This is a genomic window from Roseateles sp. P4_D2, assembly GCF_056401875.1.
In genome coordinates, this window is record NZ_JBFUIM010000002.1 from 272,321 (window position 1) to 286,860 (window position 14,540).

The 14,540-nt window shown below is 66.8% G+C and carries 19 protein-coding genes; 8 read left to right on the plus strand and 11 right to left on the minus strand.

From position 1 onward, the window contains the following. Positions 1 to 29: 29 nt before the first annotated feature. Positions 30 to 425 carry a nuclear transport factor 2 family protein gene (locus AC1DW0_RS04650; RefSeq protein ID WP_477945057.1) on the plus strand — a complete coding sequence of 132 codons (396 nt, stop codon included), beginning with the start codon at positions 30 to 32 and terminating at the stop codon, positions 423 to 425. Positions 426 to 435: 10 nt separating this feature from the next. Here AC1DW0_RS04650 and AC1DW0_RS04655 read toward each other — a convergent pair whose 3' ends face one another. From AC1DW0_RS04655 to AC1DW0_RS04665, 3 genes are all read right to left on the minus strand, one after another. Next, positions 436 to 921 (minus strand): hypothetical protein, encoded by a 486-nt coding sequence (locus AC1DW0_RS04655; RefSeq protein WP_477945058.1) that lies wholly within the window; start codon positions 919 to 921, stop codon positions 436 to 438. After that, a complete protein-coding gene (locus AC1DW0_RS04660) occupies positions 921 to 1,331 on the minus strand; it encodes a hypothetical protein (RefSeq protein WP_477945059.1) in 411 nt (136 codons plus the stop codon). The genes AC1DW0_RS04655 and AC1DW0_RS04660 overlap by 1 nt, the downstream gene beginning before the upstream one ends. Before the next feature lie 126 nt (positions 1,332 to 1,457). After that, a complete protein-coding gene (locus AC1DW0_RS04665) occupies positions 1,458 to 2,231 on the minus strand; it encodes a TIGR04255 family protein (RefSeq protein WP_477945060.1) in 774 nt (257 codons plus the stop codon). Between the two features lie 229 nt (positions 2,232 to 2,460). Between AC1DW0_RS04665 and AC1DW0_RS04670 the strand changes: the two genes are divergently transcribed. Both AC1DW0_RS04670 and AC1DW0_RS04675 read left to right on the plus strand, forming a co-directional pair. Then, positions 2,461 to 2,628 (plus strand): hypothetical protein, encoded by a 168-nt coding sequence (locus AC1DW0_RS04670; RefSeq protein ID WP_477945061.1) that lies wholly within the window; start codon positions 2,461 to 2,463, stop codon positions 2,626 to 2,628. A gap of 11 nt (positions 2,629 to 2,639) precedes the next feature. Further along, positions 2,640 to 2,753, plus strand: a complete 114-nt coding sequence (locus AC1DW0_RS04675; RefSeq protein ID WP_477945062.1) for a cupin domain-containing protein — start codon at positions 2,640 to 2,642, stop codon at positions 2,751 to 2,753. A gap of 28 nt (positions 2,754 to 2,781) precedes the next feature. Here the strand turns inward: AC1DW0_RS04675 and AC1DW0_RS04680 are convergent, their stop codons facing one another. After that, the gene (locus tag AC1DW0_RS04680) at positions 2,782 to 3,684 is read right to left on the minus strand and encodes a LysR family transcriptional regulator (protein WP_477945063.1); all 903 of its coding nucleotides are present in this window, start codon (positions 3,682 to 3,684) and stop codon (positions 2,782 to 2,784) included. Positions 3,685 to 4,028: 344 nt separating this feature from the next. Between AC1DW0_RS04680 and AC1DW0_RS04685 the strand changes: the two genes are divergently transcribed. From AC1DW0_RS04685 to AC1DW0_RS04700, 4 genes are read left to right on the plus strand one after another with little or no spacing between them, the layout of a single operon-like run. Then, a complete protein-coding gene (locus tag AC1DW0_RS04685; RefSeq protein ID WP_477945064.1) occupies positions 4,029 to 5,636 on the plus strand; it encodes a GMC family oxidoreductase in 1,608 nt (535 codons plus the stop codon). Positions 5,637 to 5,653: 17 nt separating this feature from the next. Beyond that, entirely contained in the window at positions 5,654 to 7,600 is a 1,947-nt protein-coding gene (locus tag AC1DW0_RS04690) for an alkyl/aryl-sulfatase (RefSeq protein ID WP_477945065.1), read from the plus strand. A 14-nt stretch (positions 7,601 to 7,614) separates the two neighbouring features. Continuing rightward, complete coding sequence (locus AC1DW0_RS04695) at positions 7,615 to 8,064, plus strand: VOC family protein (RefSeq protein ID WP_477945066.1); 450 nt, start codon at positions 7,615 to 7,617, stop codon at positions 8,062 to 8,064. After that, the gene (locus AC1DW0_RS04700) at positions 8,061 to 8,423 is read left to right on the plus strand and encodes a hypothetical protein (protein WP_477945067.1); all 363 of its coding nucleotides are present in this window, start codon (positions 8,061 to 8,063) and stop codon (positions 8,421 to 8,423) included. Before AC1DW0_RS04695 ends, AC1DW0_RS04700 begins: the two co-directional genes overlap by 4 nt. On the opposite strand, the gene AC1DW0_RS04705 is transcribed toward AC1DW0_RS04700, so the two are convergent. The 4 genes from AC1DW0_RS04705 to AC1DW0_RS04720 form a co-directional block, all read right to left on the minus strand. Beyond that, positions 8,420 to 9,559 carry an MBL fold metallo-hydrolase gene (locus tag AC1DW0_RS04705; protein ID WP_477945068.1) on the minus strand — a complete coding sequence of 380 codons (1,140 nt, stop codon included), beginning with the start codon at positions 9,557 to 9,559 and terminating at the stop codon, positions 8,420 to 8,422. The genes AC1DW0_RS04700 and AC1DW0_RS04705 overlap by 4 nt on opposite strands. Then, positions 9,556 to 9,915 carry a YkgJ family cysteine cluster protein gene (locus AC1DW0_RS04710; RefSeq protein WP_457353420.1) on the minus strand — a complete coding sequence of 120 codons (360 nt, stop codon included), beginning with the start codon at positions 9,913 to 9,915 and terminating at the stop codon, positions 9,556 to 9,558. Before AC1DW0_RS04710 ends, AC1DW0_RS04705 begins: the two co-directional genes overlap by 4 nt. A 137-nt stretch (positions 9,916 to 10,052) precedes the next feature. Next, on the minus strand, positions 10,053 to 10,433 hold the full coding sequence (locus AC1DW0_RS04715; RefSeq protein WP_477945069.1) for a RidA family protein: 381 nt from the start codon (positions 10,431 to 10,433) through the stop codon (positions 10,053 to 10,055). A 12-nt stretch (positions 10,434 to 10,445) separates the two neighbouring features. Next, positions 10,446 to 10,829, minus strand: a complete 384-nt coding sequence (locus AC1DW0_RS04720; RefSeq protein ID WP_477855922.1) for a cupin domain-containing protein — start codon at positions 10,827 to 10,829, stop codon at positions 10,446 to 10,448. Positions 10,830 to 10,923: 94 nt separating this feature from the next. Here AC1DW0_RS04720 and AC1DW0_RS04725 point away from each other — a divergent pair, with 94 nt between their 5' ends. After that, positions 10,924 to 11,247, plus strand: a complete 324-nt coding sequence (locus AC1DW0_RS04725; protein ID WP_457322171.1) for a hypothetical protein — start codon at positions 10,924 to 10,926, stop codon at positions 11,245 to 11,247. On the opposite strand, the gene AC1DW0_RS04730 is transcribed toward AC1DW0_RS04725, so the two are convergent. The 3 genes from AC1DW0_RS04730 to AC1DW0_RS04740 all read right to left on the minus strand — a co-directional run bounded on the left by AC1DW0_RS04730 (position 11,248) and on the right by AC1DW0_RS04740 (position 14,476). Continuing rightward, entirely contained in the window at positions 11,248 to 13,311 is a 2,064-nt protein-coding gene (locus AC1DW0_RS04730; RefSeq protein ID WP_477945070.1) for a sensor histidine kinase, read from the minus strand. It abuts the gene before it with no gap. Further along, complete coding sequence (locus AC1DW0_RS04735) at positions 13,308 to 14,009, minus strand: response regulator transcription factor (RefSeq protein WP_457445031.1); 702 nt, start codon at positions 14,007 to 14,009, stop codon at positions 13,308 to 13,310. Before AC1DW0_RS04735 ends, AC1DW0_RS04730 begins: the two co-directional genes overlap by 4 nt. A gap of 65 nt (positions 14,010 to 14,074) precedes the next feature. Continuing rightward, entirely contained in the window at positions 14,075 to 14,476 is a 402-nt protein-coding gene (locus AC1DW0_RS04740; protein WP_477945071.1) for a DUF1801 domain-containing protein, read from the minus strand. Positions 14,477 to 14,540 lie beyond the last annotated feature (64 nt).

The following is a 14,540-nucleotide window of genomic DNA, read 5'->3' on the forward strand; positions in this document are numbered from 1 at the left end:
CTGCGGGCCTGACATCGGAGGGGCTGGCCGTGACTGAATTCCAGAAGATCCCGTCGGAAGACTTCTTTCGCGCCCTTGAAGTGGAGCGCACACAGGCCCTCGTCGCGCGCGACATGCCGACGGTCCAGCGCCTGCACTCGCCGGAATACGAACTCATCACGCCGCCGGGGAACGTGTTCTCGCGCGAGCGTTACCTGGGCGCCATCGCCGCCGAGCCCTTCTATTCGTCGTGGGACTGCGGACCGATCAGCGTCCGGGTTTCCTCGTTGATGGCCGTCGTCCGCTATCGGGCCCGCATAGGCTTTCCGTCCGGTCGTGTTGTCGACTGCTGGCACACGGACAGCTATGAGCTGAAGGGCGGCGAATGGCAGGCCGTATGGTCCCAGGCCACGGGCATTGCGCCCCTACCCCCTGGCAAACAGTGACCTGTGCCGCTCAGGTCAGATGAGCGCGCTCTACATGCACGATTTGATCGCAAATGAATTGCTGCACCGCCAACCGCCAAGCTTGATCCTCACTCCAAGAAAGTATTTCTGGCGTGGTATGAATTTCTCCGTGAGGATCAAATTCATCTACTAGACGCGGGTCTTTACGAGGTGCATGCCTGCATTCAAAGCTGGCGCCGGTTTGCTCGTCAACAATTCCGTTCAGGCGAGAGGCCGGAATCACTGCCCACACGGCGGTCTTTCCAGGCTTGCGTTCGCCGAGAGGTGACTCGATCACAAACTTCCGCAGTGACTCGACCTTTTCAGATAGCGAGCCGTCGTGATTCAGTAATTCGAGCCAATAGACCGATAACCCCTCATCAGGCGGCCGACTATCAGTGCCAGGATTCGGGGCAAACGCACCTGCTTGTGGTACGCCGTCCGGTGCAAGCGAGCCGCCGCACAAGCGAGCTACGTGATTGCCGTGCGGGATCACTACTGGGCACTTACGGCGATGCGTTTGGCTTCCGGTTGCGCGTCAAAAAACCCCATGAAATGGGTGCTGCCCCATTTTCTAGAGATTCCTTGTTCACTTGTGAAAGCAACTGCGAAGTCCAGTTGGTTCGCACCCCTGAAGCGAATGACCAAAGACTGATCGCCTGATTTCCAAGTCGCCAAAATAGAGCCGCTGGGTTCCGCACTGAGGACGGGCGTCGGGAATCTGAAGTTTATGGATAAAAAGGCGTTGATGTCGTTTCTAGATGCCTGAGACAGGCTCACGCCGAAATCCTCCAGAAACAACTCATCAAGCTTAGAAAGCGTTTGAGACGCCTCGTCAATTCGAACAGCGCGTAGCGCACTCGCCTCATCGAGCGTAGTCGTTGTCCGCTCGTCGCAAGAAAACATGTCATCGTCAGACTGGATTCGATCACATAAACTCCGACGCGCCGCATACTCGCGACGAACAGGTGCGCGATCTGAACGAAATTCTCTGTTTGTAGCTGTATCCGTTATTCCGACCATATTTCCCCCTTAGCCGGTGACCAATTGCCATTGGTTCGTGTGCATCTCTTCGGAAGTAAGTTCTTTAAACGACTGCACAATGAATTGATGAGCATCATCAATCCATTGGCCTCTAGTTTTACTACCCGGCACTTCCTTTGCGAGCAATTCCATTTTTAGCACGTCCGTGCTATCAGAAATCCTCTTTGCGGAATTGATTCGAACTGTAAACTTTGTCGAAGGGTCAGGTTCGAACATGTAGTTGACGCTGATTTTCTTTGGCGCACCAACTATAGTTTCGCTTTCCCACTTAAAGCACTTCAAGACTTTGTGAAAATCACCCACCCCGGCGATTTTAGCCTCTTCAAGCGGAATTATGTTAATGTAACTCAACTCATGTCGAGAAATTGTGGTTGGTTGACCCAAAGTCTTCGTCAAGAATTCATCAAAAATCGCAGAAACTCTTTCAAACTCTTCTCTAATAGAAGGGAATCGCGGGTATGTTCCTGTGAACTCGGGTGTTTTCCGCCAGTTGACAAACAGCCGATCCTGTTGCAGCTGAATTAGCCGAGTTTCATCCTCCGTTAGAAACCAAACGCGAGGCAAGTAGAGCCCGCTAATAGGATCTGCAGGCGGCTCAGCTTGTTCATCGATGACTGGCTGCGCGTGCGCAACCTTTGGATACTCGCTGCCAAGCAAGTCCCAAAACTTACCGAAGTGGGGAATGAGCAGGTCTAGACGCGGAGAGAAAACTTGCCCAAGCGCAACCTCATTGACGGGCGGTTTGGCGAAAGTGATTGACATCCAGCAGGCTGCGAAATTTGGCGGAAATGTAGCATCAGGAAGTTCTGCTGCCTGCAGTCATTTGCGGGAGTCCACTTGGCGAGTGTCTTCTCTTGTCTGCAATTGCATCTATGACGAGACGGCGAACACCTCTGAGCTGGGCGTTTACACGAACGAGCCAGTTCTCAATGCGCGGTGAATTGCAGAGCCTGCTGTGGGTGATCAACCTAGCCGCGCGACGGCGTCCCGAATGCTCGTTGTTCACGAAGACGCCACTCGCGTCGAAGAACCCCCGCCCCACGGCGCCATCGGCATGTCCACGGCCTACCGTATCAGCGACACCACACCGGTCCGGCGGGCCATGGAGTTCCGCGAGCGCGTGCTGCATGTCGGCGCTGCCATCGCCGGCATGAGCTGACGCATGACGAGGTGTACTTCGTGCTGGCCGGCGAAGGCGAGGTCACATCGGATGGCGAGACGCGGCGCATGACGGCGGGCATGGTCGCCTATCTCTACGAAGGCGCCGTCGGCGGCATCCGCTAAGTCGGCGAGGCGCCGTTGGCGCTGATCGTCAGCTGCCCGAACCTGCCACCGTCCTGAACAGCCGGATCGCCGTCTCTGCCGCCGGCGCCAGCGTGCGGCCGCGCAGCCAGACGGCGTGGGCGTCCACGTAGAGGTCGCCAAAGGTCTTCACGCCGCGCAGCGGCTGCAGGCCCAGTTCGACGGCTGTGGGCAGGGCGCTCGGCAGCAGCGCCAGCATGTCGCCGTCGGCCGCCAGCCGCGCCAGCGTGGCGACGTCGTCGCATTCGACAACGACCGGTAGCTCGCCCGGGCTGGCGAAACCCAGGCCCTGTGCGATGTAGACGAAGAGTTGCGGCGACGTGGACACGACGCCGAGACCGAAACGCTTCAGGTTGTCCGTCGTCACGTTCGCCACGTCCAGCAAGGGGTGGCCGTCGCGGACATAGATGCCGCCGCGGATCTGGGCCACGGGCGCCATGTCCAGGCGGCTCGCATCGGTCAGCATGCGCCGGTCGGCGACGAAGAATTCGATGGCCTCGTCGCTCAGCAGCGTCAACAGGCTGGGCACATTGCCGAAGCGCACCCGCGCCACGATCTGCGGCGCCTGGCGGCGCAGCTCGGCCAGCAGCGGCGGCACCAGCACGGCGGCCGGCACGGGCCCCGCGCCAAAGGCCAGGTCGCCCAGCAGGCCGCCGCGCAGCAGGTCGGCGTCGCGCTCCAGGCAGTCGGCGTCGAAGACCAGGCGGCGGGCGCGCTCCACCAGCGTGCGGCCGGCCGGCGTCAGCACCGCGCCCAGCGGCCCGCGCTCGAACAGGCGCAGCCCCCAATGGGCTTCGAGGGCCTGGATGCTGCGGCTGAAGGCGGCCTGGCTCAGGTGCACGCGCTCCGCCGCGGCGACGAAGCGGCCCTCGTCGGCCAGCGCGATCAGGTGGGAGAGCTGGCGGAGGTTCAACCTAGATCCGGCAGTTGGGCACGTCCGAGGGGCGGACGAGGCGAGCCGCCGGCAAGGCGCGCCGACGAAGTGGGCTGATGCCCACGAGGAGAAGCAACGCCGCCTGCGGTTTGCAGCGGCCGACCAGCGGGCGTGCAGCGTTGTTCATCGAAGCGGCGAGGGTGGCAAATCGGCCAGCGTGCCGAGGTTGAAGGCATGGCGCCATGGGGAGCGGCCGACTGCCGGATCTGGGTTGCTATGCAGTGAACGCAATGAATGCCGACTAATTATGCGTTGGACGTAATTGCTGCCGGCTTTCATCCTTCGCTCCCCGGCCCGCTCAGAGGCCGGAGGAGACAAGCGCCGTGGAGTTCGATTACGTGATCGTGGGTGCCGGTTCGGCGGGCTGCGTGCTGGCCGCGCGCCTGAGCGAAGACCCCGGCGTGACGGTGGCCTTGCTGGAAACCGGCGGGCCGGACAGCAGCGTGCTCATCCACGCGCCGGCCGGCGTCGTCGCCATGGTGCCCACCCGCATCAACAACTACGCCTACCAGACCGTGCCCCAGCCCGGCCTGATGGGCCGCCGCGGCTACCAGCCGCGCGGCAAGACCCTGGGCGGCAGCAGCTCCATCAACGCCATGCTCTATGTGCGCGGCCACCGCCACGACTACGACCAATGGGCGAGCTTCGGCAACGCCGGCTGGTCGTATGACGAGGTGCTGCCCTATTTCCGCCGCGCCGAGCACAACGAGCAGTTCGGCGACTGCCCGCTGCACGGCCGTGGCGGGCCGCTGAACGTGACGCTGCCGCGCAGCGCGAGCCCCATCAACCAGACCTTCCTGACCGCCGCGGCGCTGCAGGGGGTGCCCCATATCGGCGACTACAACGGCGCCGAGCAGTTCGGCTCCTTCGTCTACCAGGTCACGCAAGTCAACGGCGAGCGCTGCAGCGCCGCCAAGGCCTATCTGACGCCCAATTTGGGCCGCCCGAACCTCAAGGTCATCACCCACGCGCAGGCGACGAAGCTGCGCCTGGCCAATGGCCGCGCGGTGGGCGTGGACTACCGCGTCCACGGCCAATCCCGCTTCGTGCGTGCGCGCCGCGAAGTCCTGCTCAGCGCCGGCGCCTTCGGTTCGCCGCAGCTGCTGATGCTCTCGGGCATCGGGCCTGGCGCACACCTGCGGCAGACGGGTGTCGAGGTGCTGCATGACCTGCCCGGCGTCGGCCAGAACCTGCAGGACCACATCGACTATGTGCAGACCTGGCGCTGCAGCTCGGACACGCCCACCTTCGGCGTCTCGCTGCGCGGCGGCGCGCGGCTGGCGCGGGCGGTGGGCGAATGGCGGCGTCATCGCAAGGGCCTGCTGACGAGCAGCATTGCCGAGTCCGGCGCCTTCCTGCGCTCTTCGGCGGATGTCAGCGTGCCCGACCTGCAACTCGTCTTCGTGCTTGGCATCGTCGACGACCACGCCCGCAAGCTGCACTGGGGCCACGGCATTTCCTGCCATGTCGACGTGCTGCGGCCGCACAGCCGCGGCACGGTGGAGCTGGCCGGGCCCGACCCGCAGCTGGCACCGCGCATCGACCCACGCTTCCTCAGCGACGAGCGCGACATGCGGCTGCTGCTGAGGGGCGCCCGGTTGCAGCAGCGCCTCATCGAGTCCAAGCCTTTCGACGGCCTGCGCGGCGACATGCTCTACCCGGTGCGCGCCGACGACACCGAGGCGCTGGCCGCCGACATCCGCGCCCGTGCCGATACGCAATACCACCCGGTGGGCACCTGCCGGATGGGCCCCGCGGGCCGCGATCCGATGGCCGTCGTCGATGCGCGACTGCGTGTGCACGGCATCGGTGGCTTGCGCGTCGTCGACGCCTCGGTGATGCCCACCATCGTCGGCGGCAACACCAACGCCCCCACCATCATGATTGGCGAGAAGGCCGCCGACATGATCCGCAACGACGCGCGGCAATGAACCGGAGGAGACAAACAATGAAGACAACGACGACCGTCCTGATGGTGGCTCTCATGCTGACTGGTTGCAGCCGTGAGACCGCAGCGCCCTCCGGCGACGCGAGCGCGACCACGGTGCAGGCGAACGCGCAGTTCGCACAGACCCTGCCGCTGGACGAGGCCCAGGGCTTCGAGGACGCCAAGCGCGGCCTCATCGCCCGCCCGGAGGGCAAGATCCTCGCGGCCGACGGCAGCGTGCTGATCGACTTCGACGCCTTCAAGTTCGTCGATGGCGCCGCGCCGCCCACCGTCAATCCGAGTCTCTGGCGCCACGCCAAGCTCAACGCGCAGATCGGCCTCTTCAAGGTGGTCGACGGCGTCTACCAGCTGCGCGGCTTCGACATGGGCAACATCACGCTGATCGAGGGCAAGACCGGCTGGATCGTCGTCGACGCGCTGACCTGCCGCGAGACCGCGAGCGCGGCCATGGCCTTCGCTCGCAAACACCTGGGTGACAAACCGGTCACCGCGCTGCTGTTCTCGCACAGCCACATCGACCATTTCGGCGGCGCTCTGGGCGTGCTGACGGCCGAGCAGGCGCGCACCGTGCCGGTCATCGCTTCGGCGGGCTTCATGGAAGAGGCCACCAGCGAGAACGTCATGGTCGGCGCCGCCATGGGCCGGCGATCCGCCTACCAGTTCGGCAAGAACCTGGAACGCTCGCCCAAGGGCCTGGTCGACACCGGCCTGGGCAAGGCCGTGGGCTACGGCAGCTTCGGCGTGTTGGCGCCGACCGACCTCATCACGCAACCCACCGAAGAGCGCGTGCTGGACGGCGTGCGCTTCGTCTTCCACAACGTGCCCGGCGCCGAGGCGCCGGCGGAGATGACCTTCTCGGTGCCGTCGCTCGAGCTCTATGGCGGCGCCGAGAACCTGGCGCAGACCATGCACAACCTGCTGCCCGTGCGCGGCGCCAAGGTGCGCGACGCGCTGCGCTGGGCCGCCTACATGCAGGGCGCGCTGGACCAGCTCGGTGACGCCGAGGTCTATGTCGGCCAGCACAACTGGCCCGTCTGGGGGCACGACCGCATCGCCGACTTCATCACCAAGCACCGCGATGTCTACAAATACACCCACGACCAGACGGTGCGCCTCATCAATGCGGGCCTGACGCCGGCGGAGATCGCCGACCAGATCCGCTTGCCCAAGTCGCTGCAGGGCCACTTCGGCGCACGCGGCTACTACGGCGACCTGCGCCACAACGTCAAGGCCGTCTACCAGTTCTACCTCGGCGCCTACGACGGCAACCCCGCCCACCTGAACCCACTGCCGCCGGTGGACGTCGCCAAGCGCTATGTGGCCCTGGCCGGCGGCGCCGACAAGGCCGTGGCCGCCGCGCAGACGGCCTTCGACCAGGGCGACTACCGCTGGGCTGCCGAGCTGCTGAACCATGTCGTGTTCGCCGATGCCGGCAACAAGGCCGCGCGCGAGCTGCTGGCGCGTGCCTACGACCAGCTCGGCTATGTGGCCGAGGCCTCCACCTGGCGCAACAGCTACCTGACGGCCGCGGCCGAGTTGCGCGGTGGCGCGCCCAAGCAGGGCGTCAACCGCGCAGCCTTCCTTGACATGCTGGCCCAGACGCCCATCGAGCGCTTCCTCGAGGCCATGGCCGCCGGCCTCAACGGCCCGGCCGCCGAGGGCAAGGACTTCAAGATCAACCTCGTGCTGACCGACACCAAGGAGAGCTATGTGCTGTGGATCGAGAACGCCGTGCTGCACCACCGCCGCGCCGAGCCGGCCGCGGATGCCAACGCCACGTTGACGCTGACCAAAGCATTCTTCGTCGGGATGATGGCGGGCACCGCCGGCGCCAAGGACCTGCTGCTGTCGGACGACGTCAAGGTGAGCGGCAGCAAGATTGACCTGGGCCGCTTCCTGAGCCTGATGGACAAGGCGACGGGCACCTTTCCCATCGTGTCGCGCTGACGCAAACTGCGGGCATGCAAGCCAATCGCTCCATTCCCGCTGCGACCGTCCTGCCCGAACTGGCCTATCCGGACGTCAACGCCGCGGCCGATTGGCTCTGTCGCGCCTTCGGCTTCGCGGTGCGGCTGCGCATTGCCGATCATCGTGTGCAGATGAGCGTGCCGGGCGGTGGCGCCTTGGTGGTCAAGCAGGGAGAGGTGACGCCGGACAGCTGTTCGTCGCACTCGGTCATGGTGCGAGTGGCCGATGTCGATGCCCACCACGCCCGTGCGGCAGCGGCTGGTGCCGCGGCGGCCGGCGCGCCGACAACCTACCCCTTCGGCGAGCGGCAATACGGCGTGCGCGACTTCGCCGGCCACCACTGGGTTTTCACGCAGAGCGTGGCCGATGTGGACCCGGCGAGCTGGGGCGGCGAGCTGCATGCAGAATCAGCCACTCCTCCCCACGGATTGGAAGACTCGTGAAGCGCATGTCCCCTGCCCTGGTACTTGCCGGCCTGTTGATCGGCGCGCCCGCGACGGCGGCCGATGAACCCCCGTCCACGCTCGAAAAGATCGAAGGCGCCGTGACGCGCGGCGCCCAGGCTGCGGCCAGCGGGGTTGCCCGTGGCGTGCACGCGGCGGCAAGCGGCATCGAGCGCGGCGCCAAGGCGACGGTGCGCGGCGTGGAAAAGGGCGCCAGTGCGGCCGCCCGCGGTGTCGCACACGGTGTGGATGCGGCGGCCAGCGGCGTCAAGCGCGGTGCCGACGCCACCAGCAATGCCGTGCGCAAGACGGCGAACAAGGTCGAAGGCAGCGGCTCAGCCGCCAGCGCCTCGAATTAATCCAAGGGCCAGGGCATGGCCTTGGGCATCTTGGCGGGGTCTTGGGGCTCCGCCGGCCTGGTGCTCTTGCGCGCCGGCGCATCGGCCTCGCGCCACCACGGCGTCGCGGGCTCGCCCTTGGCCGGCTCCACGGCCTCACCCAGACGAGGCATCAGCAGCTGGGCGCCCTGCTTCGGGCCAAGTTCCAGCAATGTCTCGGCCGGTGCATCCCAGTCATGCAGGGCTAATGAAAAGGTGCCCCAGTGCACCGGCAGGAAGGCGCCGCCGCCGAGCAGCTGGTAGGCCTTGAGCGCGTTCTCAGGCCCGAGGTGGATGTCGCCCCAGGACGGGTGGAAGGCGCCCACTTCGAGCATGACCAGATCGAAGGGCCCGAAGCGTTCGCGGATGGCCGCGTACTCGCTGGTGAGGCCCGTGTCGCCGCTGAAGAAGACGCGGTGTTTCGGCGTCTCGATGACGATGGACGACCACAGCGTGGCGTTGCGGTCGGTCAGCGAGCGGCCCGAGAAATGCTGCGACGGCGCCGCATGGATGCGCAGTTCGGAGTTCGGCGCCTGCCAGTGCTCCCACCAGTCCAGCTCGACGATGCGCTCCGCCGGGATGCCCCAGGCCTCCAGGTGGGCGCCGACGCCCAGCGAGGTGATGAAGGGCACCTCCTGCAGCTTCACCAGCTCCTTGACCGTGCCCATGTCCAGGTGGTCGTAGTGGTCGTGGGAGATGACGACGGCGTCCAGCTTGGGCAAGGCCTTCAAGGCCAGCGGCACCGGCTGGAAGCGTTTCGGCCCGGCCAGCTGCGAAGGTGAGGCGCGCTTGCCCCAGACGGGGTCGGTCAGTACACGCAGGTCGTCGATCTCGATCATCACCGTGGAGTGGCCGAGCCAGGTGGCGCGCAGGCCGGTGTCGGTGGGCTTGAGCCAGGCGTCCAGCGGGTTGACGGAGGGCAGGGTGCCGGCCGGTGTGCGGCGGCCTTCGGAGCAGATGAAATCGCCCAGCGATGGCCGCTCGCTGCGGTCACGCAGCCCCGGCTGGATGGGATGGACGTTGCGAAAGCCCTCGCCTGCCTCCGTGGCCAGGTAGCGCGGCGACTCCCGCATGCGTTCAAGACGGAGGCCGGTGGCGCGTTTGCCGAGGGATTTCATGGCAGCAGGTGTTGGGGCAGACCTGCCGAGATGGCGGCGTGGCGCGGGCTTTCAAGGCCATGGGCCGCACGCGCCTTCAGGCATTGGCTGTCGCCGGGCTGCACGCCGCGGCAGGTGCTGGAGCGCTGGGCGTAGATGCTGCAGCCCACTTCCTGGCCCACCTCGCCGCGCAATGCGATGCAGCGCACCGGCCGAGTCTCGGTGCCAGCCATGCAGCGGTGCAGCGAGCCGACCGGCCGCGTCAGCGCCACGGGTACGGTGCCGCCCGGCACGTCATCGGCTTCGGCCCAGTAGAAGGACACGCGGAACACGGCGCAGCAGGCGCCGCAGCGCTGGCAGTCGAGTTCGTCATCCATCGTAGTTGCCCGTCCCGTGTTCTGCGGGCCGAGCGACGGGCCGCTCCCTAGCCGGCCCGCTCTGGCGATGTGCTTGCGGCTCAACGCCGCAAGCATCGCCGTCCCCTCGGGGGCTGCCTTGGACGAGGGGCGTCATTTCAGGCCTCGGCAATCACCGCGATCGAGACTTTCAGTCCCGGCACGCGGGCGGGCAGCTTGGCGCCCTGGCGGGCCGGCGGGTCGACCGGGAACCAGCGCAGGTATTCCTCATTCATGCCAGCGAAGTCATCCTCGTCCGCCAGCACGATGGTGACGCTGACTATTCTGTCCATGGCGCTGCCTGCAGCGTCGAGGATGGCGGCGATGTTGGTCAGGCACTGGCGGGTCTGTTCCTGCACCGTCGTGCCGACGAACAGGCCGGTCTCTGGATCTGTCGGCGCCGTGCCGGACACGAAGACCAGCCCCGCCGCCTTGACGGCCTGGCTGTACATCGGGGGCGGCTTGGCGGCCTTGGGGGTGTAGACGATGTCGCGGGGCATGGGAGGTCCTCTTCACGCGGGTTGGTGCTGGGTGCCGGCGCCCATCGTGATGAAAAACATGCGGCTGGGCCGGAGCACCTTGGCCGTGTGCCAGACGCCGCGCGGCACGACGACGGCGCCGCGGTCGGTGATGCGCTGGGCGGTGGCAACGCCTTCGGCGGTCTCCATCAGGAATTCGATGTCGCCGTCCAGCAGGTAGACGAACTCCTCGCCGTGGGGATGCATCTCCCAGCTGCCCCAGTCGGCGTCGCAGAGGAACTCCGACACCAGCCAGTCCTTGCCCAGTGCGTCCAGGGCCTCTTGCGGCTGGTTCCAGAACTCGCGGCCGCCCACCTCCTGGTGGATGCCGCCGTTGGCGTCGAGCAGGGCATAGGTTTCATCGGGCAGGAACTTCATCGGGAGGCCTCCTGGCGCTGATTGTGCGGGCCGGTGTGCAACATGCCGCAACCGGGCGGCTTGAAATGTGTGGGGGTGGCGGCATGTGGGACGCATGCCTTCCGTCATCAAGCTCGCTGTCCCCGCCGAACTGCTGTCCCTCGTGCGCCTGGCCCAGTTGCTGCAGGCGCTCGAAGGCCAGGGTCATGCGGCGGACCCTCATCAATACCAACTCCTCGTCCAGAAGCTTGGTGCCGAGTTGCACGAGCACCAGGGCCATCCGACGCTGGCGGGCCTGCTCGACCACTTCCCCGCTGCGGCCGAGGTCTACGAGAACCTGCAGTACGGCCATGCCGGGCTGGTGCGGGCGCCGCTGGAGATGTCGCTGAGTTCCGAGCTCGCAGTGCGCGAGCTGCTGGGCCGCGTCCGCAAGCGCTGATCAGCTGCGCCGCAGCGCGATCTCGAACACGACGCCGTCGGCGACATTGCGCGCCGCGATGCTGCCGCCCATCTTGGCCAGATAGGTCTTGGCAACGAACAGCCCCTGGCCGCGACGCTGGCCGTTCTCCGGCTCGGCATCACTGACGCCGTAGTCGAAGATGCGCGTGAGCTGATCCTCGGCGATCTGCGGGCCCTGGTTGTGGATGTCGATGATGGACAGCTCGCCTTCGATGCGCAGCGCCAGCGTGATGGGCGTGCCGGGCACGCGGTAGCGGTCGGCATTGGTCAGCACATGGGTGATGGCGTCTTCCAGCGGGTACTCGTCGGCCTGTACCCAGACCGGTTCGTTCGGCGCGTAGGTGACGTTGGCGATGCCCGCATAGGCCGCGTTCCCGGCCACCTGGCGCAGGAAGGCGTCCAGGTCCAGCCGGCCCACGGCCAGCGTCGCGGCGGCGAGGGCCTCGCTCGGTGAGGCCTGGCCGTAGAGCACCTTGACGGCCTGCTGCATGCGCTGCACATAGCGCCGGCTCGGGTCGGCTTCCGATCCGTGCAGCAGCATCAGCGACTGCAGCGGCGACATGATCTCGTGACCGACGGCATGCCACTGGTCGTGCTCGCGCTCGGCGCGCAGCTGCTCGCGACGCAGGCTGTCGCGGGCGTGCTGCAGCAGGTCCGACAAGCTGCCGGCCAGGATGCCCAGCTCGTCGCGGCCACGCAGGTCGGCCACGTCCAGCGTGCCGAGCTCGAAGCGCTCGGGCGACTGCAGCTGGTGCGACAGCGCGGCGGCGCGTTTCGTCAGCATCGCGACGCGGCGGATCAGGCCCATCTCGATGATGAGCCAGGCCAGCGCTATTGATCCCAGCATCGCGCCCACGGGCCAGGCCAGGCGGGCAGCGCTGGCGCTCAAAGACCGGTCCAGTCCTTGCAGGTCACCGCTCAGCGTGATGTCGAAGCGGCCCGCCGGCGTCGTCACGCTGTCCCGGGCCTGCAGCGTGCGCGGCGTGGCCGGCGCGGGCAGGTGCTGGATCAGGGCCGTCAGCCAGGGCGACGGCGGTGTGCCGGTTTCGTCGGCGCCCTGCAGCAGCGCGACGACGTTGCTGCCGCGGGTGATCCTCAGCGTCTCGCCGGGCGCCAGCGTGCCGGACAGCCGCGCCAGCGACAGCGGCGCTTGAGCCGCGGCACTGCTGCTGTCGAACAGCACGGTGCCGCCAGGGCCGAGCAGGGCCAGGCGCAGGCCGGTGCGGGACAGGTCCGCGGGCGGCCATTGCGGCCCGCCGGGGCGGAACAGCGCCTCGCGAAAGGCCTCGACCGGCAGGCGGATCGAGACCGTCGTGCGGCGCGGGCAGGGCTCGGCCGTGCTCAGGCAGGGGCCTTCACGCCAGACCCAGCCACGGAAGTCGCGTTGCGGCCGGGCCTTGTGCGGCAGCGTCGCGGTGTTGCCGGCCTCGTTGACCGTGAAGCCGGGCAGCTGGCCGCGCTGGGCGTCCAGCATCTCGACGGGAGCCAGCCAGTACTGCTCGGCGCCGTCGCGCTTCAGGCTGATGCGCACGCGGTGCACGTCGGCCAGGTCCAGCGTGCCGCGCTCGCGCGACACCAGCGGCGGTGCGTCCAGCCCGGCCACGAGGTAGACGAAGCCGCCCGCATAGGCATTGCTGCCCACCGCCGTGCACAGGCTGGCGCCGCCCGGGTATTGCAGCGCGCAGCCCGCCATCTCGACGGCGCGCTGGGCCTTGGTGGCGTCGTCGAAGTCGATGGCCGCGAAAGGGAGCAGCAGCGGCGCCACCCAGCCGGCCTCCACCTGTGCCGGCTCGGGGTTCATCAGCGCCAGCTGGCCGGAGGGGTGGCGGAGCTGGGCGACGACTTCGGCCAGCGACTTGGCGAAGGTCTGCTCGTAGCGCTGCGCATTGCGCTGCCGCTCCTCGTTCAACAGGGCCAGCGCCAGGGCCAGCGTGGCCAGGGCCAGGGCGATGAAGACGAGGTGGAAGACGATGCGGTTGCGAAAGGCCGCGACGCCGAGGCGCGGCATGTCGGGCAGCGGGAAATCAACCCGGCCGAGCTTCATCCGCCAGGGGTCCAGCGAAAGCCGCGCATCGGGATGTTCTCGATGCCGTCAAACGTCGGGTCCACGTCCCTGAACGCATCGCGGATGGTCGCCACATGCTTGCGCACGTTGTCGCGGTTGCGGCCGCTCTTGACGACGTCGAACAGCTCCTCGTAGCTGACCACCTCGCCGGCGCGCGCGTGCAGGGTCGCGAGGATGCGCTGGGCCGTCAGCGGCAGGTTGATGCGCTGGCCGCGCCACATGGGGGTGCGCTGCTTCAGCGGGTCGAGCTGCAGGCTGCTGTCCTCGGCCTTGGCGATGGCCTTGACAGGTTCCTTCAGCCGAGCCGTGCGCAGGATGTCGAGGAAGGTCTCGATGAACTCGGCCTCGTCGAAGGTCGTCTTCTGCAGATAGTCCCAGGCATCCAGCGCCTTCATGATGCTGCGGTAGATGGCCGCCGGCATGGCCGACACCACCAGCACCGGCGTGCCCAGGCCCTGCTTGTTGATCTCGTTGATCAGCGCCACGCCGGCATTGCGTTCGCGGCCCAGCTCGATGTCGAGCACGACGAGGTCATAACGCTCGCGCAGCAGGGCGGCCTCAGCGGCGTCGCGGTCGAACCATTGGTCGACGGTCAGCTCGGGGCGGGCGGTGCGAATCCAGCCGGCCAGCTGTTCGCTGGTGGTGGGGTCGTCTTCGATGACGGCGATGCGGGGCATGCGGTGATTATGTGGAGGCCTGCACAGCCGGTCGCGGAAGGATTCTTCCGCTTGGCCGCCATGGCTTAGACGTGGCGGATCCAGCCCTTCAACACTGCCTGCAGCGCAGGCAGCTTGGCCGTGAAGTCGGCTGCAGAGGTGAATTCGACTTGTGCGCGGTCCTTGCCCAGCCACTTCAGCAGGCCGACGGGGTCCGCGATCTGCAGGCCGCGTTCAGGCAACTCGCGAGCCTTGGCGCCCAGGTGCAGGATCAGGCCCAGGCCGGTCTTGCTGCGCAGATGGGTGGTGGCGAAGTACTCGCTCGTGCGCCAGCTCGGCGCATTCCATTTGATGCCTTCGGTGATGGACGGGTTCACGGCGAGGATGGCCCGGCGCAGTGCCTCGATCTCTGGCTTGAAGGGGTGGTCGAGGGTCGCCATGAACTGGTCCACGGCGGCGGTGGTGTCGGCGGCGGTCAGCTTGGGCATGGCGGGATTCTGGCGAAAAGGCCGGCGCCCACTGCATGTCGCTTCGACCGGCGAATGCGCCGCA